Below are 25,268 nucleotides of genomic sequence, written 5' to 3'. Positions count from 1 at the left end.
GCCCCCAGGAACACCCGTCAGCGACCGTTGAACGCGTCCTTCAGGCGCGAGAACAGGCCCTGCTGCCCGGGCTGGAACTGCCCGGTGGGCCGCTCCTCCCCCCGCAGCTGCGCCAGCTCCCGCAGCAACCGCTCCTGCTCGGGATCGAGCTTCGTGGGCGTGGTCACCTCGACATGCACGATGAGGTCACCCCGGCCGCCGCCGCGCAGATGCGTGACACCCCGCCCGTGCAGCGGGATCGACTGCCCGGACTGCGTGCCCGGACGGATGTCGACCTCCTCGAGACCGTCGAGGGTCTCCAGCGGCACCTTGGTGCCGAGCGAGGCCGCGGTCATCGGAATGGTCACCGTGCAGTGCAGATCGTCCCCGCGCCGCTGGAACGTGGAGTGCGGCAGCTCGTGGATCTCGACGTAGAGGTCACCGGCGGGACCGCCACCGGGCCCGACCTCGCCCTCGCCCGCGAGCTGGATCCGCGTGCCGTTGTCGACACCGGCGGGGATCTTGACGGTCAGCGTGCGACGCGACCGGACCCGCCCGTCACCGGCGCACTCGGGGCAGGGAGTCGGGACGACGGTCCCGAAGCCCTGGCACTGCGGACACGGCCGGGAGGTCATGACCTGCCCGAGGAAGGACCGCGTGACCTGGGACACCTCACCCCGCCCGCGACACATGTCACAGGTCTGGGCCGAGGTACCCGGCGCCGCGCCCTCACCGTTGCAGGTGGCGCAGACGACGGCCGTGTCGACCTGGATGTCCTTCGTCGTGCCGAAGGCCGCCTCGTCCAGCTCGATCTCGAGCCGGATCATGGCGTCCTGGCCACGCCGCGTACGCGACCGCGGACCGCGCTGCGACGCCGTACCGAAGAAGGCGTCCATGATGTCCGAGAAGTTCCCGAACCCACCGGCGCCGAAGCCGCCCGCACCGCCGCCGCCCGACTGGGACAGCGGGTCGCCGCCGAGGTCGTAGACCTGCTTCTTCTGCGGGTCCGACAACACCTCGTACGCGGCGTTGATCTCCTTGAACCGCTCCTGCGTCTTCGGATCGGGATTGACGTCCGGGTGCAGCTCGCGTGCGAGCCGCCGGAAGGCCTTCTTGATCTCGTCCTGGGACGCGTCGCGGCGCACGCCGAGTACGGCGTAGTAGTCCGTGGCCACTTACGACTCCGCCAGGATCTGTCCGACGTACCGTGCCACTGCGCGTACCGCTCCCATCGTTCCCGGGTAATCCATGCGGGTCGGGCCGACCACGCCGAGTTTGGCTACTGCCTCGCCGCCCGAACCGTAGCCGACCGAGACCACGGACGTGGAGTTGAGTCCCTCATACGCGTTCTCGTGACCGATTCGCACGGTCATGCTCGAATCCCCGGCCTCACCAAGCAACTTGAGAAGCACGACCTGCTCCTCCAGCGCTTCGAGCACCGGCCGGATGGTGAGAGGGAAGTCATGTCCGAAGCGCGTCAGATTGGCGGTTCCGCCGATCATCAGCCGCTCCTCGGTCTCCTCGACGAGCGTCTCCAGAAGAGTGGAGAGCACCGTCGCGACCGTACCCCGGTCCTCCGCCTCGAACGCGTCCGGGAGGTCCTGCACGAGCTGCGGGACGTCCGCGAAGCGACGGCCCGCGACCCTGCTGTTGAGCCGGGCCCGCAGATCCGCGAGAGACGTTTCTCCGAACGGGGCCGGGCAGTCGATCATGCGCTGCTCGACCCGCCCGGTGTCCGTGATCAGCACGAGCATCACACGAGCAGGGGCGAGGGACAGCAGCTCCACGTGCCGCACGGTCGATCTCGTCAGCGACGGATACTGCACGACGGCGACCTGCCGGGTCAGCTGCGCGAGCAGCCGCACCGTCCGCCCGACGACGTCGTCCAGGTCGACCGCGCCGTCCAGGAAGTTCTGAATGGCCCGCCGCTCGGGCGCGGTCATCGGCTTGACGCCGGCGAGCTTGTCGACGAAGAGCCGGTAGCCCTTGTCGGTGGGGATCCGCCCGGCGCTGGTGTGCGGCTGGGCGATGTACCCCTCGTCCTCCAGGGCCGCCATGTCGTTGCGGACGGTGGCCGGGGACACTCCCAGCCGGTGCCGCTCGGTCAGCGCCTTGGACCCGACCGCGACCGGTTCGTCGGTGCCGACATAGTCCTGGACGATGGCGCGCAGCACTTCGAGCCTGCGTTCACTGAGCATCGCGCACACCTCCAGCTCTCGACCCCTCGGCGCCTGGCTTGGCACTCAGCGTGTGCGAGTGCCAGCATTCCCCGGCCCAGTGTACGGCCGGTGGGTACGGCCCCGGCAAGGGCGGCCCCGCGATCTTGTGCAAGGTGCACGGACGTACACCGACGTGTCCCGTGATGTCACACCGTCCCTGCCCGCGATGTCGTACCGTCCACGCCCTCACCGCTAGCGTCGGCGTATGAAGGTGACTTGGGAAGAGGCAGGGTGGGAGCAGCTGACACCGCGGGTGGGGCGGCGGCGGCTTCCGGTCTGGGACTGCACGGTCGGGCTGGTCGTGGGCGAGGGCGGGGCGCTGATCGTCGACGCGGGGTCGAGCCTCGCGGAGGGCGCACGGTTGCGCGGGGAGGCGCAGGCGCTCGCCGGCCGCCGTGTGACCTTCCTCGCGCTCACCCACCCCCACTTCGACCATGTCCTCGGCGCCGCGGCGTTCGCGGGCGCGGAGGTCCTCGTCGCGGGCGGCTCGGCCGAGGTGTACGAGCACGGGCGCGAGGAGCTGTACGCGGACGCTGTGCGGGGCGGGCTGGATGCGCGGGCGGCGGAGGACGCGGCGGACACCCTGGTGCGTCCCCGGCACTACGTGTGGGGCACCTGGCATCTCGAGCTGACCGGCGGCGTCGAGGTCCTGCTGGTGCGGACGGGCGAGGGCCACACCGCCCACGACCTCGTGGTCGTGGTGCCGGGCGAGCCGACGGTGGTGTTCTGCGGCGACCTGGTCGAGGAGTCCGGCGAGCCCCAGGCGGGCCCCGACGCCGTACCGTCGCGCTGGCCCGGGGCCCTTGACCGGTTGCTCGACCTCGGCGGGGAGGACGCGCTGTACGTGCCCGGTCACGGGGCGGTCGTGGACGCCGGGTTCGTGCGGTCCCAGCGGGACGCGTTGGCCGCGCGTTTCGGCGTGCCGGGTTCCGCCACGGCCGGTCTCGCCACGCCCGGTCTCGCCACGCCGGGTTTCGCCACGCCCGGTTTCGCCACGCCCGGTTTCGACGCGTCGGATTTCGGCGTGTCGCGGTGAGCGCCGCCGGGCTTCTCCTATCGTCATCCGAATGCGCCAGTACTCTCCGGACCTGACTCCGCCGTGGAAGAAGCCCAAGCCCGTGCCGGAGGTTCCGGCGGAGCCGGGCCTGGTGGTCGAGGAGCCGGCTACCGGCTTCTGCGGTGCGGTGATCCGCTGCGAGGCGGGCACGGTGACGCTGGAGGACCGCTTCGGCAAGCACCGCGTGTTCCCGCTGGAACCGCGCGGCTTCCTCCTGGAGGGCCGGGTAGTCACTCTCACCCGCCCCTCTCCCTCCAGCACCGCCGTCCGTCCCACCCGCACGGCCTCCGGTTCGGTGGCCGTCCCCGGCGCGCGGGCCCGGGTCGCCCGTGCCGGCCGGATCTACGTGGAGGGCCGCCACGACGCCGAGCTGGTCGAACGGGTCTGGGGCGACGATCTGCGCATCGAGGGCGTCGTGGTCGAGTACCTGGAGGGCGTCGACGACCTGCCCGCGATCGTGGCGGACTTCTCGCCCGGGCCGGACGCCCGCCTCGGCGTCCTCGTCGACCACCTGGTGCCCGGCAGCAAGGAGTCGCGTATCGCGGCGTCGGTCACGAGCGAGCACGCCTTGGTCCTCGGCCATCCCTACATCGACATCTGGGAAGCCGTGAAGCCGTCCTCCGTAGGCATCCCGTCCTGGCCCCGGGTCCCCCACGGCCAGGACTGGAAGACCGGCGTCTGCCGCGCCCTCGGCTGGCCCGAGAACACCGGCGCCGCCTGGCAGCACATCCTGTCCCGCGTCCACTCCTACAAGGACCTGCAGCCGGAGCTCCTGGGCCGAGTGGAAGAACTCATCGACTTCGTCACAGCCCCCCACTGACAAACCCGATCCTCGTCCTCGAACGCCGGACGAACTGGAGGGCGTGGACCGCGGTGGGTGGGGTGCGTCCCCCGGCCTCTCCCTGGAACGCCGGACGGCCCGAGGTCTATAGGGGCGCGGGGAACTGCGCGACCAGCCCCCACCCGCCCTCGGCCGAAGAACTCCACACGGCCGGAGATCCGGGGCGCAGCCCCGATCCCCCAGGGGCGCGGGGAACTGCGCGACCAGCCCCCACTCGCCCGCAGAAGAAGAACACCGCCGGGGTCCGGGGGCGCAGCCCCCTCAGTCCACCAGGTCTCTTACCACCGCGTCCGCCAGCAACCGCCCCCGCAACGTAAGCACGGCCCGCCCCTCGCCATACGGCCCGGATTCGAGCAACCCCTCCGACAACGCACGCCCCGCCGCCGCAAGCCCCTCCACCCGCAGCAGCGACAACGGACACCCCTCCCGAAGCCGCAGCTCGAGCAGAATCCGCTCCACCCGCCGGTCCTCCTCCGAGAGCAGCTCACGCCCCGCCCCCGGAGACCGCCCCGCGGCCAACGCCCCCGCATACGCCCCGGGATGCTTCACGTTCCACCACCGCACCCCGCCCACGTGACTGTGGGCCCCGGGCCCGGCCCCCCACCAGTCGGCGCCCCGCCAGTACAGCTCGTTGTGCAGGCACCGCCCGGCGGCGGAAGTGGCCCAGTTCGACACCTCGTACCAGTCGAACCCCGCCCCGGACAGCACCTCGTCGGCGATCAGATACCGGTCCGCATGCACATCGTCGTCCGTCATCGGCACCTCGCCCCGCCGGATACGGCGGGCGAGCTGCGTCCCCTCCTCGACGATCAGCGCGTACGCGGAGACATGGTCGGGCCCGGCACCGAGCGCGGCGTCGAGCGAGGCCCGCCAGTCGTCGTCGGACTCACCGGGCGTGCCGTAGATCAGGTCGAGGTTCACATGCTCGAACCCGGCCGCACGCGCCTCCGCGACACACGCCTCGGGCCGGCCGGGGGTGTGCGTACGGTCGAGCACCTTGAGGACGTGCTGCCGGGCGCTCTGCATGCCGAAGGAGATCCGGTTGAACCCTCCGGTCCTGAGCGTCTCCAGATACCGCGGATCAACCGACTCCGGGTTCGCCTCGGTCGTGATCTCCGCGTCGTCCGCGAGCCCGAACTCGTCCCGGATCGCCCCCAGCATCCGTACGAGGTCGTCGGCGGCCAGCAACGTGGGCGTACCGCCGCCGACGAACACCGTACGGACGGGTCGCGGGTCGTCGCCGAGGACCTTGCGGGCGAGCCGGACCTCGTCGATCAGCGTCTCCGCGTAGTTGTCGCGGGAGGCGAGCACGCCTCCGGTGCCCCGCAGCTCGGTCGCCGTGTAGGTGTTGAAGTCGCAGTAGCCGCAGCGGGTCGCGCAGTACGGCACGTGGAGGTAGAAACCGAGGGGGCGCTCGGCGGCTCCGGCCAGGGCGTGCGCGGGCAGCGCCCCGTCGTCGGGGACGGGCTCACCGTCGGGAAGTGCGGAAGGCATGCCTTCCATTGTCCCGTACCCGGCCGCATACCCCTTTCCAACCGCTCACCTGCCGTTTCTCGCTCTATTCCTCCCACTCCGCCTGCAGCACCAACAACGCCAGGTCGTCCTCCGGCGGCTTGCTGCCGAACTCGTGCACGAGTCGCCGGATGCGTTCCGCGACGAGCTCGGCGCTCAGCCCCGTACAGCCCGCGAGGGCCTCCGCGAGCCCTTCGTCGTCATCGAACTGGCGCGGCCCGCTGCGGCGCTCCGTCACTCCGTCGGTGACACACAGGACGGTGTCGCCGGGGTACAGGTCGAAGGTCTCGGAGACGTAGGTCGCGTCCTCGAAGACACCGAGGAGGGTCTGCGGCTCGGCCACCTCCCGTACGTCGCCGTCGGGGCCGAGGATCAGCGGCAGCGGGTGCCCGGCGGAGGCGAGGGTGCAGCGTACGCCGCCCTCGAAGGGCACCAGCTCGCCGTACAGCATGGAGAGGAAACGGGTCTGTGGACCCTCGTCGGGGCCGAGACCCGGCCCGCCCGTCGCCACCAGCGCACGGGCCGCCGCGTCCGCCGCCTCCGTCGCGTCGTCGAGGAGGAGCTGGTTGAGGCGGTCGAGCACGTCCGCGACGTGGTAGCCCTCGCGGGCCAGCAGTCGCACCCAGGGCCGGGCCAGGCCGATCACGACGGCGGCCTCGGGCCCCTTGCCCTGGACGTCGCCGAGGACGAAGCACCAGCGCCCGTCGCCCGCGGGGAACAGGTCGTAGAAGTCACCACTGGGTCCGCCCTTGTCGAGCGGCTCGTACACGAGGGCGCTGCGCACCCCGGGGATCTCGGCTACCGCGCCGGGCAGCAGTCCCCGCTGGAGGACCCGGCTGATGGTGGCCTGGCGCGCGTACTGGCGGGCCGCGCCGATGGCGAGGGCGATCCGCCGGCTGAGGTCCTCGACGAGCCCGGTGATCTCGTCGGGGAAGGCGGCCAGTCCGGCCCGGCCGATGACGAGGGTGCCGAGCGGCCGGCCGCCCGCGATCAGCCGGTACGCGAGCGCCGCCCCGCTCACTCCGCCCGTGCCACCCGTCTGCCCCGGCACCTGCCCCGTGCCCAAGGCCTCTCCCGGTCCAGACGCCTCCCCCGGCCAGGGCACCGGCACCGCCCGGGACCGCACCGAGTCCGGCAACCGTGGCGGATCCTTCTCCAGGGCCCGCCGCAGCTCCTCGATCCGGTTCTCACTGCCGTGCCAGACCCGGGCGAGCCGGGGTCCCAGGGCCAGCCCGAGCCCACCCGCCCGGTCGGTGGCCTCGTCCTCCAGCCATACGGCACACCAGTCGGCGAGCCGCGGTACGAGGAGCTGTCCGGCGAGCGCGGCGACGAGGTCCTCGTCGAGCTGCCCGGCGAGCAGGTCGGAGGCCTCGGCGAGGAAGGAGAGGGCGCCGCGGTTGAGCCAGTCGCCGTCCTGTTGCGGCCTCTGCCGCGGTTCGGGGGCGACCCTCTCGCCGACCAGTCCCGTCTCGTCAGCCGGCCCCGTCTCGCCGACCAGTCCCGTCCCGCCCGGCACCCCGATTCCGCCCGGCAGTCCGAATCCGTCGGCCAACCCCGAACCGGCGGAAAGTCCCGCGGCTTCCGTCATTCCCGGCCCGACACCCATCCCCCTGTCGACACCGAACCCACCACCCACACTCAACCCACGCTCAACACCCAACCCACCACCGACACTCAGCCCACCTTCAACACCCAGCCCGCCTTCAACACCCAACTCACCCTTGACACCCAACCCGCTCTCAACACGCAACCCGCCTTCAACGCCCAATCCGCTCTCGACGCCCAACCCGCCTTCAACGCCCAATCCGCTCTCGACGCCCAACCCGCCCTGGACGCCCAGCCCCTCGTCGACGCTCAGCCCCCCGTCCACGGGCAGCCGCGCCCACACCGTCTTGACCCCGGTCCGATACGTGATCCCCCACGCCTCCGACAGGGAGGCGACCAACCGCAGCCCCCGCCCGTACTCCGGTATGCCGTACGCCCGTTCGGCCGACTCCTCGCGTACCGCCCGCGAGGGATGGTGGTCGGAGACCTCGACGACCACCGCGCCCACCGCACCGCCGTCGGTGATCTCCAGCCGGCACAGCAGCTCGACGTCGGTGCCCGCGTGCACGACGGCGTTGGTGACGAGTTCGCTGACCACCAGGACGGCGTCCTCGGCGAGGCGCTCTCGGACGATCTCGGCGCCGGGCAGGGCGAGTTCCCCCCAGTCGGCGAGCGTCTCGCGCACCATGCGGCGGGCGGCGCCGGGCGCGAGCGGAGTGCCCGGCAGCGCGGCGCGCGCCATGGCTTCCTGACCCGCGCGGTAGTGCGCGGGCGTACCAGGGGCAAGCGCCGTGGAGTCCGGTTGCGACTCCCGTTGCGTCGGAATGGCCCCCACTGTGCGGCTCCCTGAGCAGTTCGGACGAATACGCCTCAGGCGACACGGACAGAGTGACAGACTGGCCACGCCCATAAGCGCCGAGTTACCGAAGTGGGCCGCCATGAGTGAGAACAGTGCTACGCGTGTGCTCGAAGACGGACAGAATCGGGCATTCGACGACGGCCGGATCCCGGCGTCCGATCTGCGTCCGCTGCTCGCCGCGATGACCGCCGCGCGGGACGGTGACTTCACCAAGGTGCCGGAGACGGGGCACGGCCTGGTGGCCGACCTGACCGCGACGTTCAACCAGATCATCGACCGCAGCACCCACTTCAACACGGAAGTGCAGCGGGTACGACGGGAGCTGGTCCGGCACGGACGGCTCGACGAGCGGCTGTCGGCGAGCCCGGGCCAGGGCAGTTGGACGACCCGCGTCAATGACGTGAACCAGCTGCTCGACGCCCTGGTGGCGCCCGCCGCGAACGCGACGCGCGTCCTGGACGCGGTGGCCGGCGGCGACCTCACCCAGCGGGTCGACCTGCACGACGGCAACCGTCAGCTCAGAGGCGATCTGCGGAGGTTGGGGCGCGCCGTCAACAAGATGGTCGATCAGCTGTCCCTCTTCACGGGCGAGGTGACCCGGGTCGCGCGCGAGGTCGGCACCGAAGGCCGTCTCGGCGGGCGCGCCAAGGTGCAGGGCCTGTCGGGCAGTTGGCGCGATGTGACCGAAGCGGTCAACACGATGGCGTCCCGGCTGACCGCCCAGGTCCGTGACATCGCCCTGGTGACCACGGCGGTGGCACGCGGCGACCTGACCCGTACGGTGACGGTCGAGGCGACCGGTGAGCTGCTCGAACTGAAGCTCACCGTGAACACGATGGTCGACCAGCTGTCCGCCTTCGCCGACGAGGTCACCCGCGTGGCCCGCGAGGTCGGCACCGAAGGGCAACTGGGTGGCCGCGCCCAGGTCAGAGGCGTCTCGGGAGTCTGGAAGGACCTCACCGACAACGTCAACTTCATGGCCTCGAACCTGACGTCCCAGGTCCGCAACATCGCCCAGGTCACCACGGCCGTCGCCAACGGCGACCTCAGCCAGAAGATCACGGTGGACGCGAAGGGCGAGATCCTCGAACTCAAGTCGACCATCAACACCATGGTCGACCAGCTCTCCGCCTTCGCCGACGAGGTCACCCGCGTCGCCCGCGAGGTCGGCACCGAGGGCAACCTCGGCGGGCGGGCCCAGGTCCGCGGCGTCTCCGGCGTCTGGAAGGACCTCACCGACAACGTCAACTTCATGGCGGACAACCTGACCTCGCAGGTCCGCAACATCGCCCTCGTCTCCACGGCCGTAGCGCAGGGCGATCTCGGCAAGAAGATCACGGTCGAGGCGAAGGGCGAGATCCTCGAACTCAAGTCGACCATCAACACCATGGTCGACCAGCTCTCCGCCTTCGCCGACGAGGTCACCCGCGTCGCCCGCGAGGTCGGCACCGAAGGAAACCTCGGCGGCCAGGCCCAGGTCAGAGGCGTCTCCGGCGTCTGGAAAGACCTCACCGACAACGTCAACTTCATGGCCCTGAACCTGACCTCCCAGGTCCGCAACATCGCCCAGGTGACGACGGCCGTCGCGAACGGCGACCTGTCGAAGAAGATCACGGTCGACGCCCGCGGCGAGATCCTGGAGCTGAAGGACACCGTCAACACGATGGTGGAACAGCTGCGGGCCTTCGCCGACGAGGTGACCCGGGTGGCCCGCGAGGTCGGCACCGACGGGCGGCTCGGCGGACGAGCCCAGGTTCTCGGCGTCTCCGGCGTCTGGCGGGATCTGACCGACAACGTCAACTACATGGCCGACAACCTGACTTCGCAGGTGCGGAACATCGCGCAGGTCGCCACCGCCGTGGCGCAGGGAGACCTCTCGAAGAAGATCGACGTGGACGCCCGCGGCGAGATCCTCGAACTGAAGACGACCATCAACACGATGGTCGACACGCTCTCCTCCTTCTCCTCCGAGGTCACCCGGGTGGCCCGCGAGGTGGGTTCGGAGGGCCAACTCGGCGGTCAGGCACGGGTCGAGGGCGTGTACGGCACCTGGAAGCGCCTCACGACCAACGTCAACGAACTCGCCTCCAACCTCACCACCCAGGTCCGCGCGATCGCCGAGGTGGCCTCCGCGGTGGCCCAGGGCGACATGTCCCGCTCGATCACCGTGGAGACGCAGGGCGAGGTCGCCGAGCTGAAGGACAACATCAACCTGATGGTGGCCAACCTCCGCGAGACGACCCGCGCGAAGGACTGGCTGGAGTCGAACCTCGCCCGCCTCGCCGCGCTGATGCAGGGACACCGCGACCTGATGGAGGTCGCCGACCTGATCCTGCGCGAGCTGACCCCGCTGGTGAACGCGCAGTACGGCGCCTTCTTCCTGGCCGACCCGGAGGAGGACGGGACCTCCCTCCACACCGCCGTCCCCGCCAAGGGACTCGCCTTCATCGCCGGATACGGCTCGGCGCAGGGCGCCACGGTCGACACGGGCGGCATGCCGGTGCACGGCCTGGTCCGGCAGGCGGCCCGCGAGAAGAAGCGGATCCTCGTCGAGGAGGCCCCGCCGGACTACATCAAGATCAACAGTGGCCTGGGGGAAGCCGCCCCCGCCAGCGTCGTCATCATCCCGATCCTCTTCGAGGACAAACTCCTCGGCGTGATCGAGCTCGCCTCCTTCTCCCGCTTCTCCGACGTCCATCTGGCCTTCTTCGACCAGTTCGTGAACACCATCGGCGTGGCCATCAACACGATCATCGCCAACTCCCGTACGGAGTCCCTGCTCGGCGAGTCCCAGCGTCTCGCCATCCAGCTCCAGGACCGCTCGGACGAACTCCAGTCGCAGCAGGCGGAGCTGCAACGCTCGAACGCCGAACTGGAGGAAAAGGCGGCGCTCCTGGCGACGAGCTCGCAGTACAAGTCGGAGTTCCTGGCGAACATGTCGCACGAGCTGCGCACCCCGCTGAACTCGCTGCTGATCCTGGCCCGGCTGCTGTCGGACAACCCGGACGGCCATCTCTCGGACCAGGAGGTGCAGTTCGCGACGACCATCCACCGCTCGGGATCGGACCTCCTCCAGCTCATCAACGACATCCTCGACCTGTCGAAGATCGAGGCGGGCCGTATGGACGTACGCCCGAAGAAGCTCCCCCTGATCAAACTCCTCGACTACGTCCACGCCACGTTCCGCCCGCTCACCCTCGACCGGGGTCTCGCCTTCGAGGTGACGGTCGGGGAGGACGTACCGCGGGAGATGTACTCGGACGAGCAGCGGCTTCAGCAGATCCTGCGCAACCTGCTCTCCAACGCGATCAAGTTCACCGCGACCGGCCGGGTCGAACTGCGCGTCAACCGCCTCAAGGACCCTGAGCACGCCTTCACCCGGGAGAACAGCGACGACGTGATCGCCTTCGCCGTCTCCGACACCGGCATCGGAATCGCCGCGGAGAAACTCCCGGTGATCTTCGAGGCGTTCCAGCAGGCCGACGGCACCACCAACCGCAAGTACGGCGGCACCGGCCTCGGCCTGTCCATCAGCCGGGAGATCTCGGGGCTCCTCGGCGGCCGCATCATCGCGGAGAGCGCCCCCGGCAAGGGCTCCACCTTCACGCTGTACGTCCCTGTCATCAGCCCCGGCCACACGGCGACCGGCCCCGCCTCGGAGGACGACCGGCCGCTCGTGCCCGAGCAGCTGTCCACCGAGCCGTACACCTCCCACGACACCGACGACTCCTGGCCCACCCCGACCAAGCTGGAGGCGTGGAAGGCCGGCCGGGCGGGTCAGGTCCTGCCGGGGCGGCGGGTGCTGATCGTGGACGACGACATCCGCAACGTCTTCGCGCTCACTCATGTCCTGGGCCGCGTAGGCATGCCCGTCCTGTACGCGGAGAACGGCCGCGAGGGCATCGAGACCCTGGAGCGCAACCCCGACGTGCAACTCGTCCTGATGGACATCATGATGCCGGAGATGGACGGCTACGAGACGATCTCCGCCATCCGCCGCACCCCCCGCTGGACGGGCCTGCCGATCGTCGCCCTCACCGCGAAGGCGATGCCGGGAGACCGCGAGAAGTCCATCGCGCGCGGTGCCAACGACTACGTACCCAAGCCGGTGGACGTCGATCAGCTGCTCACGGTCGTCTGCGCCCTCCTCGACCCGGAGAGCGTGCACGACGCGGAGCAGGACGACTCCGAAGGATCCGTTGTTCCGGGGCCGAGCACATCGTCCGAGGAGGCCGCGGCCCCGCCGACGACCGAATGAGGACAGTCACCATGAGCGCTGAGGAAACGACCTACGAGCGCGCCAGCATCCTCCTGGTCGACGACATGGAGGACAACCTGATCGCGCTGGAGGCCGTCCTGGGGTCCCTCAACGAGCCGCTCGTACGTGCGCGTTCGGGCGAGGAGGCGATGAAGGCGCTGCTCAGGCAACGCTTCGCCGTCGTCCTCCTCGACATCCGCATGCCCGGCATGGACGGCTTCGAGACCGCCGCCAACATCAAGCGGCTCGACCAGACCAAGGACGTCCCGATCATCTTCCTGACCGGCACCGACGCCGACGCGGGCTACGCCTTCCGCGGCTACGCCACCGGCGCCGCCGACTACCTGACCAAGCCCTTCGACCCCTGGGTCCTGCGCGCCAAGGTCACGGTCTTCCTGGACCTCCACCGCAAGAACCAGCAGCTGGAACGCCTACTGACCCAGGAACACACCCACGCGGCCCAGATCAGCACGCGGCTTGCGGCCTTGGAGAAGCGCTTGTCGTCCGAGGACCCCCCGGACCTTTCCGACCTACGGAGGCAGGTCCGAGAACTGCAGAGCCTGGTGGCAGGGCTGAGCGGCAACCGCGCCCTTTAGGGGCGCGGGGCCGCGACATATGCGGCTCCGCCGCGTGGGCGCGACCAGCCCCCACACACCCGCAGCCGACAACGAACAGCCTCACGCTTCCCGAGAACCCGCGTACATCTCCTCAATGAGCCCCTTGTACTCCCGCTCCACAACCGGCCGCTTCAACTTCAGACTCGGCGTGATCTCCCCGTGCTCCACATCGAGATCCCGCGGCAGCAACCGGAACTTCTTGATGGTCTGCCACCGCTGGAGCCCCTCGTTGAGTTCCTTGACGTACCCCTCGACGAGAGCGACCGTGGCAGGGGCCGCGACGACCTCGGCGTACGACTTGCCCTCCAGCCCGTTCTCCTTCGCCCACTCCAGGATGGACGGTTCGTCCAGGGCGATGAGGGCGGTGCAGAAGTTCCGGTCGGCGCCGTGCACGAGGATGTTGGAGACGTAGGGGCAGACGGCCTTGAACTGGCCCTCGACCTCGGCGGGCGCGATGTACTTGCCGCCGGACGTCTTGATGAGGTCCTTCTTGCGGTCGGTGATGCGCAGGTACCCGTCGGGCGACAGCTCACCGATGTCTCCGGTGTGGAACCAGCCGTCCGCCTCCAGCACCTCGGCGGTCTTCTCGGGCAGCCCGTGGTAGCCCTCCATGATGCCGGGGCTGCGCAGCAGGATCTCGCCGTCGTCCGCGATGCGCACCTCCGTGCCCGGCAACGGCTTGCCGACCGTGCCGGTGCGGTACGCCTCGCCGGGGTTCACGAAGGAGGCGGCGGAGGACTCCGTGAGGCCGTACCCCTCGAGAATGTGGATACCGGCGCCCGCGAAGAAGTAGCCGATCTCGGGGGCGAGCGCGGCGGAGCCGGAGACGCAGGCGCGCAGCCGGCCGCCGAAGGCCTCACGGATCTTGGCGAAGACGAGCGCGTCCGCGACCTTGTGCTTGGCGCCCAGCCCGAAGGGCACGGCGGCTGTGCCGGTGCGGCGGAAGTTGTCCTGGCTGGCCTTCGCGTACTCGCGGGAGACCTCGGCGGCCCACTGGAAGATCTTGTACTTGGCGCCGCCGCCGGCCCGTGCCTTGGCCGCGACCCCGTTGTAGACCTTCTCGAAGATGCGCGGGACGGCCGCCATGTACGTCGGCTGCACGACCGGCAGATTCTCGATGATCTTGTCGACGCGACCGTCGACGGCGGTCACGTGCCCGACCTCGATCTGGCCGGAGGTGAGCACCTTGCCGAAGACGTGGGCGAGCGGCAGCCACAGGTACTGCACGTCGTCGGGGCCGAGCAGCCCGGTCGAGGCGATGGCCTTCGCCATGTACGACCAGTTGTCGTGCGGGAGGCGCACGCCCTTGGGGCGGCCGGTGGTACCCGAGGTGTAGATGAGGGTGGCGAGCTGGTCGGCGGTGATCGCGCCGACGCGCTCCTTGATCAGTTCGGGGTTCTTCTCCAGGTACGCGGCACCGCGCGTCTCCAGTTCGGCGAGGGTGAGCACCCCGTCGCCGGTCTCGACGCCCGCCGGGTCGATGACGACGATGTGGGTGAGTTCGGGCAGCTCGGCACGCTTCTCCCGCGCCTTGGCGAGCTGGGCCGCGTCCTCCGCGATCAGGACCTTGCTGTCGGAGTCGGAGAGGATGAACGCCGACTCCTCGGCGTTCGTCTGCGGGTAGATCGTCGTCGTGGCCGCGCCCGCGCACATGATGCCGAGGTCGGCGAGGATCCACTCGACCCGGGTGGAGGAGGCGAGCGCGACGCGCTGTTCCGGCTGTACGCCCAGTTCGATCAGTCCGGCCGCGACGGCGTAAACCCGCTCGGCGGCCTGCGCCCAGCTCAGCGCCTTCCACTCGTCCGAGCCCTCACCTGAGGCGGGGTGGACCGGGTAGCGGTAGGCCTCGGCGTTCGGCGTAGCCGCCACGCGCTCCAGGAAGAGGGCCGCCACGGACGGCGGACGGTTCTCGATCAGGGTCTGTGTGTCGCTCACGACATCCTCCGGGGCCCGCGACAGTGCGTGCGTCTGGCTCGACCGACTGCTGACTGTTGCTGTGCGGCTGGCTGGTTCGGCTGTTGTTTAACTCGCGAGTAACCATCGAGCAGAGATCAGAGTAAGGCGCGTCCGGCCAGTGCGTAAGAGGCGGCGGACTGTCATTTCCTACAGAGAGCGACCCTACGCACGCGTACGGGCTCGCCGCGCCGAGGCGCGACGAGCCCGCATTGTGCCCGAGTTTCTGGGGGTAACAGGTGGCTACTTCTTGCCCTTCGCCGAACCACCGCTGTCGTCGCTGGACAGCACGGCGATGAAGGCCTCTTGCGGAACCTCCACAGAGCCCACCATCTTCATCCGCTTCTTGCCTTCCTTCTGCTTCTCCAGCAGCTTCCGCTTACGGGAGATGTCACCGCCGTAGCACTTGGCGAGGACGTCCTTGCGGATGGCGCGGATGGTCTCGCGCGCGATGACGCGCGAGCCGATGGCGGCCTGGATGGGCACCTCGAAGGCCTGCCTCGGGATCAGCTCGCGCAGCTTCGCGACGAGCCGCACACCGTACGCGTACGCCGCGTCCTTGTGGGTGATCGCCGAGAACGCGTCCACCTTGTCGCCGTGCAGCAGGATGTCGACCTTGACCAGGCTGGAGGTCTGCTCGCCGGTGGGCTCGTAGTCGAGCGAGGCGTAACCCCGGGTCTTCGACTTCAACTGGTCGAAGAAGTCGAAGACGATCTCGGCGAGCGGCAGCGTGTACCGGATCTCGACCCGGTCCTCGGACAGGTAGTCCATGCCGAGCAGGGTGCCGCGCCGGGTCTGGCACAGCTCCATGATCGAGCCGATGAACTCGGAGGGCGCGAGGATCGTGGCGCGCACGACGGGCTCGTACACCTCACTGATCTTCCCCTCGGGGAACTCGCTCGGGTTGGTGACCACGTGCTCCGACCCGTCCTCCATGAGGACGCGGTAGACCACGTTGGGCGCGGTGGCGATGAGATCGAGCCCGAACTCGCGCTCCAGCCGCTCCCGGATCACGTCGAGGTGCAGCAGCCCGAGGAAACCGACGCGGAAACCGAAGCCGAGCGCGGCGGAGGTCTCCGGCTCGTAGACGAGCGCGGCGTCGTTGAGCTGCAGCTTGTCGAGGGCGTCGCGCAGCTCGGGGTAGTCGGACCCGTCCAGCGGATAGAGCCCGGAGAAGACCATGGGCTTGGGGTCCTTGTACCCGCCGAGCGCCTCGGTCGCCCCCTTGTTGAGGGTGGTGATGGTGTCACCGACCTTGGACTGCCGGACGTCCTTCACACCGGTGATGAGGTAGCCCACCTCGCCGACGCCAAGCCCGTCCGCGGGCAGCATCTCGGGCGAATTGGTCCCGATCTCCAGAAGCTCGTGCGTAGCCCCCGTGGACATCATCCGGATCCGCTCACGCTTGTTGAGCTGCCCGTCGATGACTCGTACGTACGTCACGACGCCCCGGTAGGAGTCGTACACGGAGTCGAAGATCATGGCGCGCGCGGGCGCGTCCTGAACGCCCACCGGAGCGGGGATCTCGGCGACGACCTTGTCGAGCAGCGCCTCGACGCCGACACCGGTCTTGGCGGAGACCCTCAGTACGTCCTCGGGGTCGCAGCCGATGAGGTTGGCGAGCTCCTCGGAGAACTTCTCCGGCTGGGCGGCCGGCAGGTCGATCTTGTTGAGTACGGGGATGATCTTGAGGTCGTTCTCCATCGCCAGGTAGAGGTTGGCGAGGGTCTGCGCCTCGATGCCCTGGGCGGCGTCGACGAGGAGGACGGTCCCCTCGCAGGCTGCCAGCGACCGGGACACCTCGTACGTGAAGTCCACGTGCCCGGGGGTGTCGATCATGTTGAGGATGTGGGTGTTGCCCGGATCCTCCGTCGGGGCCCAGGGCAGCCGGACCGCCTGGGACTTGATCGTGATGCCGCGCTCGCGCTCGATGTCCATACGGTCGAGGTACTGAGCACGCATCTGCCGCTGCTCGACCACCCCGGTCAGCTGGAGCATGCGGTCGGCGAGCGTGGACTTGCCGTGGTCGATGTGCGCGATGATGCAGAAATTGCGGATCAGAGCCGGGGCGGTACGGCTCGGCTCGGGCACATTGTTAGGGGTCGCGGGCACGCAGGGTCCTGTCTCTTGAGGCGCCTGTCGCCTCGGGTCGGATCGATACGTAGGCTCCATGGTCCCACGGGTGGGAAGCTGCGACCGGTTTGGGCCGGTCGTACGGCTACTGGTAGCCTGGGTGGCTGTGTCTCGTGCCCTCTCTGCAGGAGGCACACACCTAAGGAAATCAAACGGCGAGTGAGACGTGCTGTCTCGCGCGCCTGAACCTGTAAAGGCTCATTCGTGGCGAACATCAAGTCCCAGATCAAGCGGATCAAGACCAACGAGAAGGCTCGACTGCGCAACAAGTCGGTCAAGTCCTCCCTGAAGACCGCGATCCGCAAGGCCCGCGAGGCCGCTGCCGCGGGTGACGTCGAGAAGGCCACCGAGTACACGCGCGCTGCGTCGCGCCAGCTCGACAAGGCCGTCTCGAAGGGCGTCATCCACAAGAACCAGGCCGCCAACAAGAAGTCGGCGCTTGCTTCGAAGGTCGCTTCCCTCAAGGGCTGAGTCGGCTGGGCCCCATCGGGCTCAACCCCTGACTTGACCGCCGGAAAGGACCAAGCGGGCCCTCTCTTCCGCTCCTGACCGGCACCCCCGGACCCACGCGCGGCCTGCGTTCGCCACGCGGGCGTGGATCCACCATCGTGACCCAAGGGCCCCGCTCCCCCTCCTTCCCCAGGAGAGCGAGCGGGGCCTTTGGCGTGGACAGGGGAAATCGGGGCGAAGCCCCGCCCCAGGGGCGCGGGGAACTGCGCGACCGGCCCCCACCGGCTCGCAGCCGAGGAACGCACCCCGGGGGCCTGGGGGCGGAGCCCCCAGGCTGCGGATGATGGGGGTCCCCCTGCTCGAGCGAAGCCGAGAGCTTGGGGGAGGGGTAGGTAGGGGCGGCGGGGGCGGAAGAACACGGGCTCAGCCCAGCCGCGCGCTAGCCCCGACCAGACCGAGCCGCCCGAGCGATCGCTACGACCGCCTTCTCCAGCGCGTACTCGGGATCATCTCCCCCGCCCTTCACCCCGGCATCGGCATCGGCGACCGCCCGCAGGGCAACCGCGATACCGTCCGGCGTCCACCCCCGCATCTGCTGCCGCACCCGATCGATCTTCCACGGCGGCATCCCCAGCTCACGAGCAAGATCGGCCGGCCGCCCCCCGCGCGCGGAGGACAGCTTCCCGATCGCCCGCACCCCCTGAGCCAACGCACTGGTGATCAGGACGGGCGCGACCCCGGTCGACAAAGACCACCGCAACGCCTCCAACGCCTCCGCGGCCCGCCCCTCCACGGCCCGGTCGGCCACGGTGAAGCTCGACGCCTCGGCCCGCCCGGTGTAGTACCGCCCGACAATGGCCTCGTCGATCGTCCCCTCGACATCCGCGGTCAGCTGAGACACCGCGGACGCCAGCTCCCGCAGGTCACTCCCGATCGAGTCGACCAGCGCCTGGCACGCCTCCGGCGCGGCCGATCTCCCGAGCGCCCGGAACTCGCCGCGCACGAACGCCAGCCGGTCCGCAGGCTTCGTCATCTTGGGGCACGCCACCTCCCGAGCCCCCACCTTGCGCGCGGCGTCGAGGAGCCCCTTGCCCTTGGCCCCACCGGCGTGCAGCAGCACGAGGGTGATCTCCTCGGCCGGCGCGTCCAGGTACGCCTTCACGTCCTTGACGGTGTCGGCCGACAGATCCTGCGCATTGCGTACGACCACGACCTTGCGCTCGGAGAAGAGCGAGGGACTCGTGAGCTCGGCCAGCGTGCCGGGCTGCAGCTGGTCCGGAGTGAGGTCCCGTACGTCCGTGTCGGCGTCGGCGGCCCTGGCGGCGGCCACCACCTCCTGCACGGCACGGTCGAGCAGGAGGTCCTCCTGGCCCACGGCAAGCGTGACGGGGGCGAGAGGGTCGTCTTGAGCGGTCTTCTTGGCCATCACCGAAAGCATCCCACGCGCCACTGACAACGCGTCCCGCACGGGAACCCGCACGACCGGCCCCGCCGCCGGCAGAGCGCTACGGCTCCTCGCGCCAGCCGTCCCACTCCCCCGCGAACTCGTCCAGCTCCTTCGGATCGAGCCGCTCCCCGGGATCCGTCAGGACCACCAGCCACTGCGCGTCCTCGGCGTCGTCCTCACCGGCCAGCGCGTCCCTGACGAGCTGCGGCTCCTCGTCGAGCCCGAACCGGTCACCTATCACCTCCGCCGCCTCTTCCGCGGCATCGCGGTCGGGCAGCACCAGCACATGTCTCACATCGCTCACGGGGACATTTTCCGCTACGCCGGACAGAGCCGACGCCGGGGTCAGCCGTTCTCAACGATCCGCACGTCCAGCTCGATCCTGACGCTCGTTTCCTGGCGCTCGTTCCGACCACCGCGATGCCACGCGCGAGCATCGTCTGCCGGCTCACCGTGAAGTCGTCCCGGTGCAGGATGCCCGCCGTCCTCAGATGGTCGTCGCGCATCGTGACGTTGATGTCGATGGACGCCGCATGTTGGTGTCGATGGACGCCGCGTCGATCACCACATGCATCGCCGACCGCTCCTCCGGTACGCCGGATTCAGCCCTTCCGCACCTCCGGCACCCGGTCCAGCTCGATCCCGAAGCGCTCCCGGTAGAGCGCCAACACCTCCTCGTCCGTTGTCAGTTCCGACACCTCTTTCGTCCCGTCCGGCGCCGTCGCCGTCAGCTTCCGACCGCTGAGCGTGATCCGCCCTCCGTCCTCCGTCACCCGCGAACAGACCAGTGACCGCGTGAAATGCGACTTCGGCGAGGTGCTGTTCCACCAGGCCCCGGCGACGAAGTCACCCAGTACCCGCGGCCGCACCTCCAGGCGGTACTGCGGGCCACCGTCCCGGATGACGTCCAGGTCCTCGGCCTCCCGCCGCCCGCCGACGCCCCGCACCCCCGCCGCGTCCGGCCCCGCCTCGAGCACCCTGAACGTGCCGCCCGGGTCAACCTGTTCGGTCCTCGCCCCGAAAGCCAGCGGATAGTGACTGTGCGCCCCGAACCCGACGTCCGCCAGCCAGTCGCCCCCGTCCACCGTCCGCACCCGCAGCGCGAGATGGTCGTACGGGATCCCGAGCCGCCCCTCCTCCCCGTACACCCGCCCCGCGAGCAGCGTGACGTCGAAGCCCAGCGCCCCGAGCAACGCCCCGAACGCCCCGTTCAGTTCGTAGCAGAAGCCACCCCTGCGCCTGCCCACCACCTTGTCCAGCAGCCGCTTCTCCTCCAGCACGATCTCCTCACCCAGATGGATCGACAGGTTCTCGAACGGCACCGCCTTCTGATGGCGAAGGTGCAGGTCGCGCAGCACACCTGAAGTGGGCCACGCGGGGTGATGGGCGCCGATCCGGCGGAGGTAGGCATCGGCCTGTGCGGAATTCATACCCTCAGTCTCTCGCCACGCTCAGCCCTCCGCCCGCACCGACGACGGCCAGCGCCCCGTCCTTGTCCGTCCGCAGCACCACGGCACCCGCGACGCGCAGCGCCGCGACCGTGCTGGGCGCGGGATGCCCGTACGGGTTGTCCCTGCCGCACGAGATCAGGGCGAGCCGCGGGGCCACCCTCCGTATGAGCTCCGGGTCCTGGTAGGCCGAGCCGTGGTGGGCGACCTTGAGCACGTCCACGGCCGTCAGCTCCCCGGCCGCCGGTGATCTCAGCAGCCCTTGCTGCGCCGGCGGTTCGAGGTCGCCGAGCAACAGCAGCCGCAGCCCCGCCGACCGTACGAGGAGGGCGACGCTGGCGTCGTTCGGCCCGTCCGGGGTGGGCGCCGGGCTCGGTGGCGGCCACAGCACCTGCCAGTCGAGACTGCCGATGCGCCGCCTTTCACCCGCCACGGCCGACGTCACCGAGATGTGCCGTGCGGCCGCCTCCCTCCGTACGAACTCGGCCTGGTCCGGCGGCTCCGCGAAGCCCGTCGTCTCGATCGCCCCCACCGCACGCCCCCGCAGCACCCCCGGCAGCCCCGCCACATGGTCGGCGTGAAAATGCGTCAGCACGACGAGCGGGATCCGGGTGATGCCGAGCGTGGTCAGACAGTGGTCGACCAGCGCCGGATCGGGGCCCGCGTCGACCACCACGGCGGTGTCGTCGCCCGCCGCGAGCACCATCGCATCGCCCTGTCCCACGTCGCACATCGCGAACCGCCAGCCGGGCGGCGGCCATCCCGTGATCACCCTGGTGAGCGGCGCAGGCTGCACCACGACCAGCAGGAACACCAGGACACAGGCACCGCTCAGCCAAGGATGCTTCAGGAGCCGTCGGCCGACGAGCACGACGACCGTCGTGACCAGGGCGAGCAGCAGCGCCCCCGGCCAGCTCGCGGGCCAGTCCACTCCCCCGCCGGGCAGCGCGGCGCCGGTCCGGGCGATGTCGGCGATCCACCGGGCCGGCCAACTCGCGCACCACGCGAGCCCCTTGGCCACCGGCGGTACGACCGGCGCTGTCGCCAGCGTCGCGAACCCCAGCACCGTGGCCGGTGCGACGGCGAACTCCGCGAGCAGATTGCACGGCACCGCCACCAGGCTCACCCGGGCCGACAGAACCGCGACGACCGGCGCGCACAGGGCCTGTGCGGCTCCCGCGGCGGCCAGCGCCTCGGCCAGGCGCGGCGGCATCCGGCGTCTCTGGAGCGCCGCACTCCACCGTGGGGCGAGCGTGAGCAGGGCGCCGGTCGCCAGCACGGAGAGCAGGAAGCCATAACTCCGTGACAGCCAGGGGTCGTACAGCACCAGCAGCAGTACGGCCGTGGCCAGGGCGGGGATCAACGATCTGCGGCGGCCGGTCGCGAGGGCGAGCAGCGCGATCGATCCGCAGGCCGCGGCCCGCAGCACGCTCGGGTCCGGCCGGCACACGATCACGAAGCCGAGCGTGACCGCACCACCGAGCAGGGCGGTGGCCCGCAGCGGGATACCGAGCCGAGGTGCGAGGCCACGCCGCTCGGCGCGCTGGGCGAGACCCGGCGGTCCGACGAACAGTGCGAGCAAGATCGTGAAGTTGCCGCCGCTGACCGCCAGCAGGTGCGTGAGGTCCGTCGCCTTGAACGCCTCGTCCAGCTCCGGTGTGACCCGTGAGGTGTCCCCCACGACCAGCCCCGGCAGCAGCGCCCTCGCGTCCGACTCCAGCCCGTCGGTCGCCTGCCGCAGGCCCTCGCGCAACCGACCGGCGAACCGCTGCGGCCCGGACGGCTGCCCCACCACCTCCGGCGGCCCGCTCCCCCGCACGCGCAGCACGGCCGCGATCCGATCCCCGCCCGACAGTGCGGGGGCAAGCCGCGCGGCCACCCGCAACCGTGTGGACGGCAGCAGCGACAGCCAGGGCGAGCGCCCGCCGGGCAGCCGAGGCGAGCCCCTCGGCGAATGCGCGTCGACGATCACCAGCACCGGCGTGCGCGTCGCCACCACAGCCCCGTTTCCGCCCTCCCGCGTCACCCGCCGGACCTCCGCGTCGAGCAGCACGGCCGTGGGAGCCGCGTGATCCCCCTTGATCCGAGGCCGGGTGAGCCGTGGGTCGGAGGTGACCTCCACCTCGGCGGTCACATGGGCGTACTGCCGTGCCAGGGCCGGGATCGGGCCGCGGCGCGCATCCGCCCCGTGCAGCCCCGCGGAGGCGGCGGCCGCCGCGACACAGAGCAGTGAGGCGGCGACGGAGACCCGTGGCCAAGCACGGAGTGGTCGTGCGCCGTACTCCGTCACCCTGCGCGCCTTGGTCCGCCCCACCGCCAGCAACACGCCGCCCACGACCAGGCAGCCCACCACCACGGCTGTGACCCGTCCGGGCGGTGCGCCCACCGTCACCGCCGCCGTCACCCAGGCCGCGAGCGCGGGCGGCACGAGCCGCAGATCCGTCGGCCCTTCCTCCCGGGGGTGCGCGGTGCCGAGCCGCTTTCCCGAGGCGGCGTGCACGGCTCGGCGACTCCGGGAGCGCGGGGTGCTCCGCGTGGCATCCGTCGGCGCGGAGGCCGCGTGGGGCGAAGGGAGTGCAGGGAGCGAAGAGGTCGCAGAAGCCGCCGAGGGGACGGTGGGCCCGCTCACGGCCGTACCAGTTTCTGCAGATCGGAGAACCGGCGGTCGCCGATTCCATTGACCTCGCGGAGCTCGTCGACCGAGCGGAAGCCGCCGTGCTGGGTGCGGTAGTCGATGATGTGCTGGGCGAGAACGGGACCGACGCCCGGCAGGGTGTCGAGCTGGTCCACGGTGGCCGTGCTGAGGGAGACCGGAGCCGAAGGAACCGCTCCTGAAGCGGACCCGCCGATCCCGGTGGCACTGGAGCCGCCACCCATGACCGGTCCAGCCACGGCGGCGGGGACGCCCACCACGACCTGTTCGCCGTCCACCAGGAGGCGGGCCCGGTTGAGCCCCTCGGTGTTCGCGCCCGGTCGCACCCCACCCGCGGCCCGCAGCGCGTCCTCGACCCGCGAGCCGGCCGGCAGTCGTTGCAGCCCGGGACTGCGCACCTTGCCGCTGACGTCCACCACGATCGTGGTCCCGGTCGAACCGGTCGAGCCGGCCGGGCTCGGCGGCGCCCCGACCGAACCTCCCGGCTCCGCCGACTTCCGCTCCACCGCGCCGCTCTGCCCGCCGTACGGCGCCACTGCCCGCACCACCTCGGGAGCCCGCACCGGCTGCGTCCTGCCACCCCAGAACTGCTGCACGGCGAAGACCACGGCGACAACCAGCAGCACACCGAGTGCGGTCACACTCCTGCGCTCCAGACCGCACCTCGACTGCAGCCACAGCGGCATCCGCTCCCGCACGGCGAGCCCGGCCCGCTCCCGCCATGCCGCCGCCGCACCGGGCGCGGGAGCACCGCGCTCGGCACGGTCGCCCGCACTCGCACCCGTGCTCGGGCACGGGCTCGGGCTCGGGCTCGGTTCGTCACGGTCCAGGACCCCGGTGGGCGAAGAGCCGCCACCTCCCCGAACGACGGCGACCCCGACCCCGGCCGAGGTGCTCCCCCTTGGGCCTCCCACATCCCGGTCCACGCCCGGCGGCCCGTCCCTCAACTCCCCTCCTGTGCTGGGCCTTTCGGAGAAGAGCGCCTGCGCACGCAGGCGGAGCGCCTCGGCCGAGGCATCGCGGCGTCGGGCGCGGGCGCCTGTACCTGTATCTGTACCTGCGCTTGTACCTACACCTGCGCCTGTGCCTGCGCGGCTTGGCGAGCGATGGCGGCGATGGCGGGTGCGGCCGTCGGAGACGGGTCCGCGGCCCGGGCCGCTGGTCGGTGTGGCGGTGCGTGAGCGTGATCGAAGTGCCATACGTCGAGGATCGGGCAACTCGCCGCCCTCGCGATGATCTTGCTCAAACCCCGGGGAAAACTACCCAGTTGTGGATAACTCCGTCACCCACACGAGTCACACCAGGCCCAGTAGACGCATCAGACGCAGTAGTCCCATCAGACGCAGTCCCATCAGACGCAGGCGCCCCCACTCCGCCACCACCGAATTCCTCGGCCTCATCGAGGCGAGACGACCGCCCCCAGCAGCCCGGGGCCCGTGTGCGCCCCGATCACCGCACCGACCTCGCTCACATGCAGATCGACCACGCCCGGCACCCGCGCCCGCAACCGGTCCGCGAGGGCGGACGCCCGCTCGGGGGCGGCGAGATGGTGGACGGCGATGTCGACCTGGGCGCTGCCCGCGCGTTCGGCCACGATCTCCTCGAGCCGGGCGATCGCCTTGGACGCCGTCCGTACCTTCTCCAGAGGTTCGATCCGCCCCCCGTCGAGCTGGAGCAGCGGCTTCACCGCGAGCGCGGAGCCCAACAGCGCCTGCGCGGCGCCGATACGGCCGCCACGACGCAGATAGTCGAGCGTGTCGACGTAGAAGTACGCGTAGGTGCCGGCGGCACGCTTCTCCGCGGCCGCGACCGCCTCGTCGACGGTGCCCCCTGCCTCCGCGGACTCGGCCGCGGCGAGTGCGCAGAACCCGAGGGCCATCGCGATCATCCCGGTGTCCACCACTCGCACGGGGACCGGGGCCTCACGGGCCGCGAGGACGGCGGCGTCGTATGTGCCGGAGAGTTCGGCGGACAGATGGAGCGAGACGATGTCGGTAGCGCCCGACTCGGCGACCCTGCGGTAGGCAGCGGCGAAGACCTCGGGGCTGGGCCGGGACGTGGTGACGGAGCGCCGCTTCTGGAGTGCCTGCGCCAGGGAGCGGGCCGAGATCTCGGTGCCCTCTTCGAGCGCCTGATCGCCGAGAACCACGGTCAGGGGCACCGCGGTGATGCCGTGGCGCTCCATCGTCCGGCGCGGCAAGTAGGCCGTTGAATCGGTGACGATCGCGACATGGCGGGACATGAGCTGGAGGTTACCTGCCGGGGAGCGCGGACGGCAGCCCGGCCCCTTTCACCTG

General features: G+C 70.5%; 17 protein-coding genes and 1 pseudogene. 5 read left to right on the top strand and 13 right to left on the bottom strand.

Translation table 11 applies throughout. The features are described 5' to 3' along the window. Window positions 1–17 precede the first annotated feature (17 nt). Together dnaJ and hrcA are read right to left on the bottom strand one after the other, a co-directional pair. Window positions 18–1,154, bottom strand: a complete 1,137-nt coding sequence (gene dnaJ / locus SMIR_RS25700) for a molecular chaperone DnaJ (protein WP_101405225.1) — start codon at window positions 1,152–1,154, stop codon at window positions 18–20. Further along, a complete protein-coding gene (gene hrcA / locus SMIR_RS25695; protein WP_075032705.1) occupies window positions 1,155–2,177 on the bottom strand; it encodes a heat-inducible transcriptional repressor HrcA in 1,023 nt (340 codons plus the stop codon). A 226-nt stretch (window positions 2,178–2,403) separates the two neighbouring features. Here hrcA and SMIR_RS25690 point away from each other — a divergent pair, with 226 nt between their 5' ends. Then, window positions 2,404–3,234, top strand: a complete 831-nt coding sequence (locus SMIR_RS25690; protein WP_212727431.1) for an MBL fold metallo-hydrolase — start codon at window positions 2,404–2,406, stop codon at window positions 3,232–3,234. 31 nt (window positions 3,235–3,265) lie between these two features. Next, the gene (locus SMIR_RS25685; RefSeq protein ID WP_168491430.1) at window positions 3,266–4,075 is read left to right on the top strand and encodes a DUF3097 domain-containing protein; all 810 of its coding nucleotides are present in this window, start codon (window positions 3,266–3,268) and stop codon (window positions 4,073–4,075) included. A gap of 282 nt (window positions 4,076–4,357) precedes the next feature. On the opposite strand, the gene hemW is transcribed toward SMIR_RS25685, so the two are convergent. Next, complete coding sequence (gene hemW / locus SMIR_RS25680; protein ID WP_168491432.1) at window positions 4,358–5,590, bottom strand: radical SAM family heme chaperone HemW; 1,233 nt, start codon at window positions 5,588–5,590, stop codon at window positions 4,358–4,360. 64 nt (window positions 5,591–5,654) lie between these two features. Further along, window positions 5,655–7,988, bottom strand: coding sequence for an ATP-binding SpoIIE family protein phosphatase (locus SMIR_RS25675; RefSeq protein WP_212727430.1), 2,334 nt, complete (start codon window positions 7,986–7,988; stop codon window positions 5,655–5,657). Window positions 7,989–8,193: 205 nt separating this feature from the next. Between SMIR_RS25675 and SMIR_RS25670 the strand changes: the two genes are divergently transcribed. Next, window positions 8,194–12,270, top strand: a complete 4,077-nt coding sequence (locus SMIR_RS25670) for a HAMP domain-containing protein (protein ID WP_168501019.1) — start codon at window positions 8,194–8,196, stop codon at window positions 12,268–12,270. Between the two features lie 11 nt (window positions 12,271–12,281). Next, on the top strand, window positions 12,282–12,866 hold the full coding sequence (locus SMIR_RS25665) for a response regulator (protein ID WP_067369969.1): 585 nt from the start codon (window positions 12,282–12,284) through the stop codon (window positions 12,864–12,866). An 81-nt stretch (window positions 12,867–12,947) separates the two neighbouring features. Here the strand turns inward: SMIR_RS25665 and SMIR_RS25660 are convergent, their stop codons facing one another. Continuing rightward, window positions 12,948–14,822 (bottom strand): AMP-dependent synthetase/ligase, encoded by a 1,875-nt coding sequence (locus tag SMIR_RS25660; RefSeq protein ID WP_168491436.1) that lies wholly within the window; start codon window positions 14,820–14,822, stop codon window positions 12,948–12,950. Between the two features lie 261 nt (window positions 14,823–15,083). Then, on the bottom strand, window positions 15,084–16,952 hold the full coding sequence (gene lepA / locus SMIR_RS25655) for a translation elongation factor 4 (protein ID WP_101405217.1): 1,869 nt from the start codon (window positions 16,950–16,952) through the stop codon (window positions 15,084–15,086). A gap of 225 nt (window positions 16,953–17,177) precedes the next feature. Here lepA and rpsT point away from each other — a divergent pair, with 225 nt between their 5' ends. Beyond that, window positions 17,178–17,444: a 30S ribosomal protein S20 gene (gene rpsT / locus SMIR_RS25650; protein WP_075032712.1), complete on the top strand. Its 267-nt coding sequence runs from the start codon at window positions 17,178–17,180 to the stop codon at window positions 17,442–17,444. A 418-nt stretch (window positions 17,445–17,862) separates the two neighbouring features. On the opposite strand, the gene holA is transcribed toward rpsT, so the two are convergent. From holA to SMIR_RS25620, 7 genes and pseudogenes are all read right to left on the bottom strand, one after another. Beyond that, the gene (gene holA, locus SMIR_RS25645) at window positions 17,863–18,849 is read right to left on the bottom strand and encodes a DNA polymerase III subunit delta (protein WP_212727429.1); all 987 of its coding nucleotides are present in this window, start codon (window positions 18,847–18,849) and stop codon (window positions 17,863–17,865) included. Between the two features lie 79 nt (window positions 18,850–18,928). Further along, window positions 18,929–19,174 carry a hypothetical protein gene (locus tag SMIR_RS25640; protein ID WP_168491440.1) on the bottom strand — a complete coding sequence of 82 codons (246 nt, stop codon included), beginning with the start codon at window positions 19,172–19,174 and terminating at the stop codon, window positions 18,929–18,931. A 41-nt stretch (window positions 19,175–19,215) separates the two neighbouring features. Next, window positions 19,216–19,343, bottom strand: a pseudogene (locus SMIR_RS45150) (YceI family protein); the annotation flags it as partial. 129 nt (window positions 19,344–19,472) lie between these two features. After that, window positions 19,473–20,300 carry an arylamine N-acetyltransferase family protein gene (locus tag SMIR_RS25635; RefSeq protein WP_168491442.1) on the bottom strand — a complete coding sequence of 276 codons (828 nt, stop codon included), beginning with the start codon at window positions 20,298–20,300 and terminating at the stop codon, window positions 19,473–19,475. A gap of 4 nt (window positions 20,301–20,304) precedes the next feature. Then, the gene (locus tag SMIR_RS25630; RefSeq protein ID WP_212727428.1) at window positions 20,305–22,818 is read right to left on the bottom strand and encodes a ComEC/Rec2 family competence protein; all 2,514 of its coding nucleotides are present in this window, start codon (window positions 22,816–22,818) and stop codon (window positions 20,305–20,307) included. 125 nt (window positions 22,819–22,943) lie between these two features. Beyond that, window positions 22,944–24,170, bottom strand: a complete 1,227-nt coding sequence (locus tag SMIR_RS25625) for a ComEA family DNA-binding protein (RefSeq protein ID WP_212727427.1) — start codon at window positions 24,168–24,170, stop codon at window positions 22,944–22,946. A gap of 197 nt (window positions 24,171–24,367) precedes the next feature. After that, a complete protein-coding gene (locus tag SMIR_RS25620) occupies window positions 24,368–25,213 on the bottom strand; it encodes a DegV family protein (protein WP_168491448.1) in 846 nt (281 codons plus the stop codon). Window positions 25,214–25,268 lie beyond the last annotated feature (55 nt).

The sequence above is a fragment of the Streptomyces mirabilis genome, assembly GCF_018310535.1.
In the GTDB taxonomy this organism is placed as follows: domain Bacteria; phylum Actinomycetota; class Actinomycetes; order Streptomycetales; family Streptomycetaceae; genus Streptomyces.
This window is presented reverse-complemented; position numbering and strand designations above follow the sequence as displayed.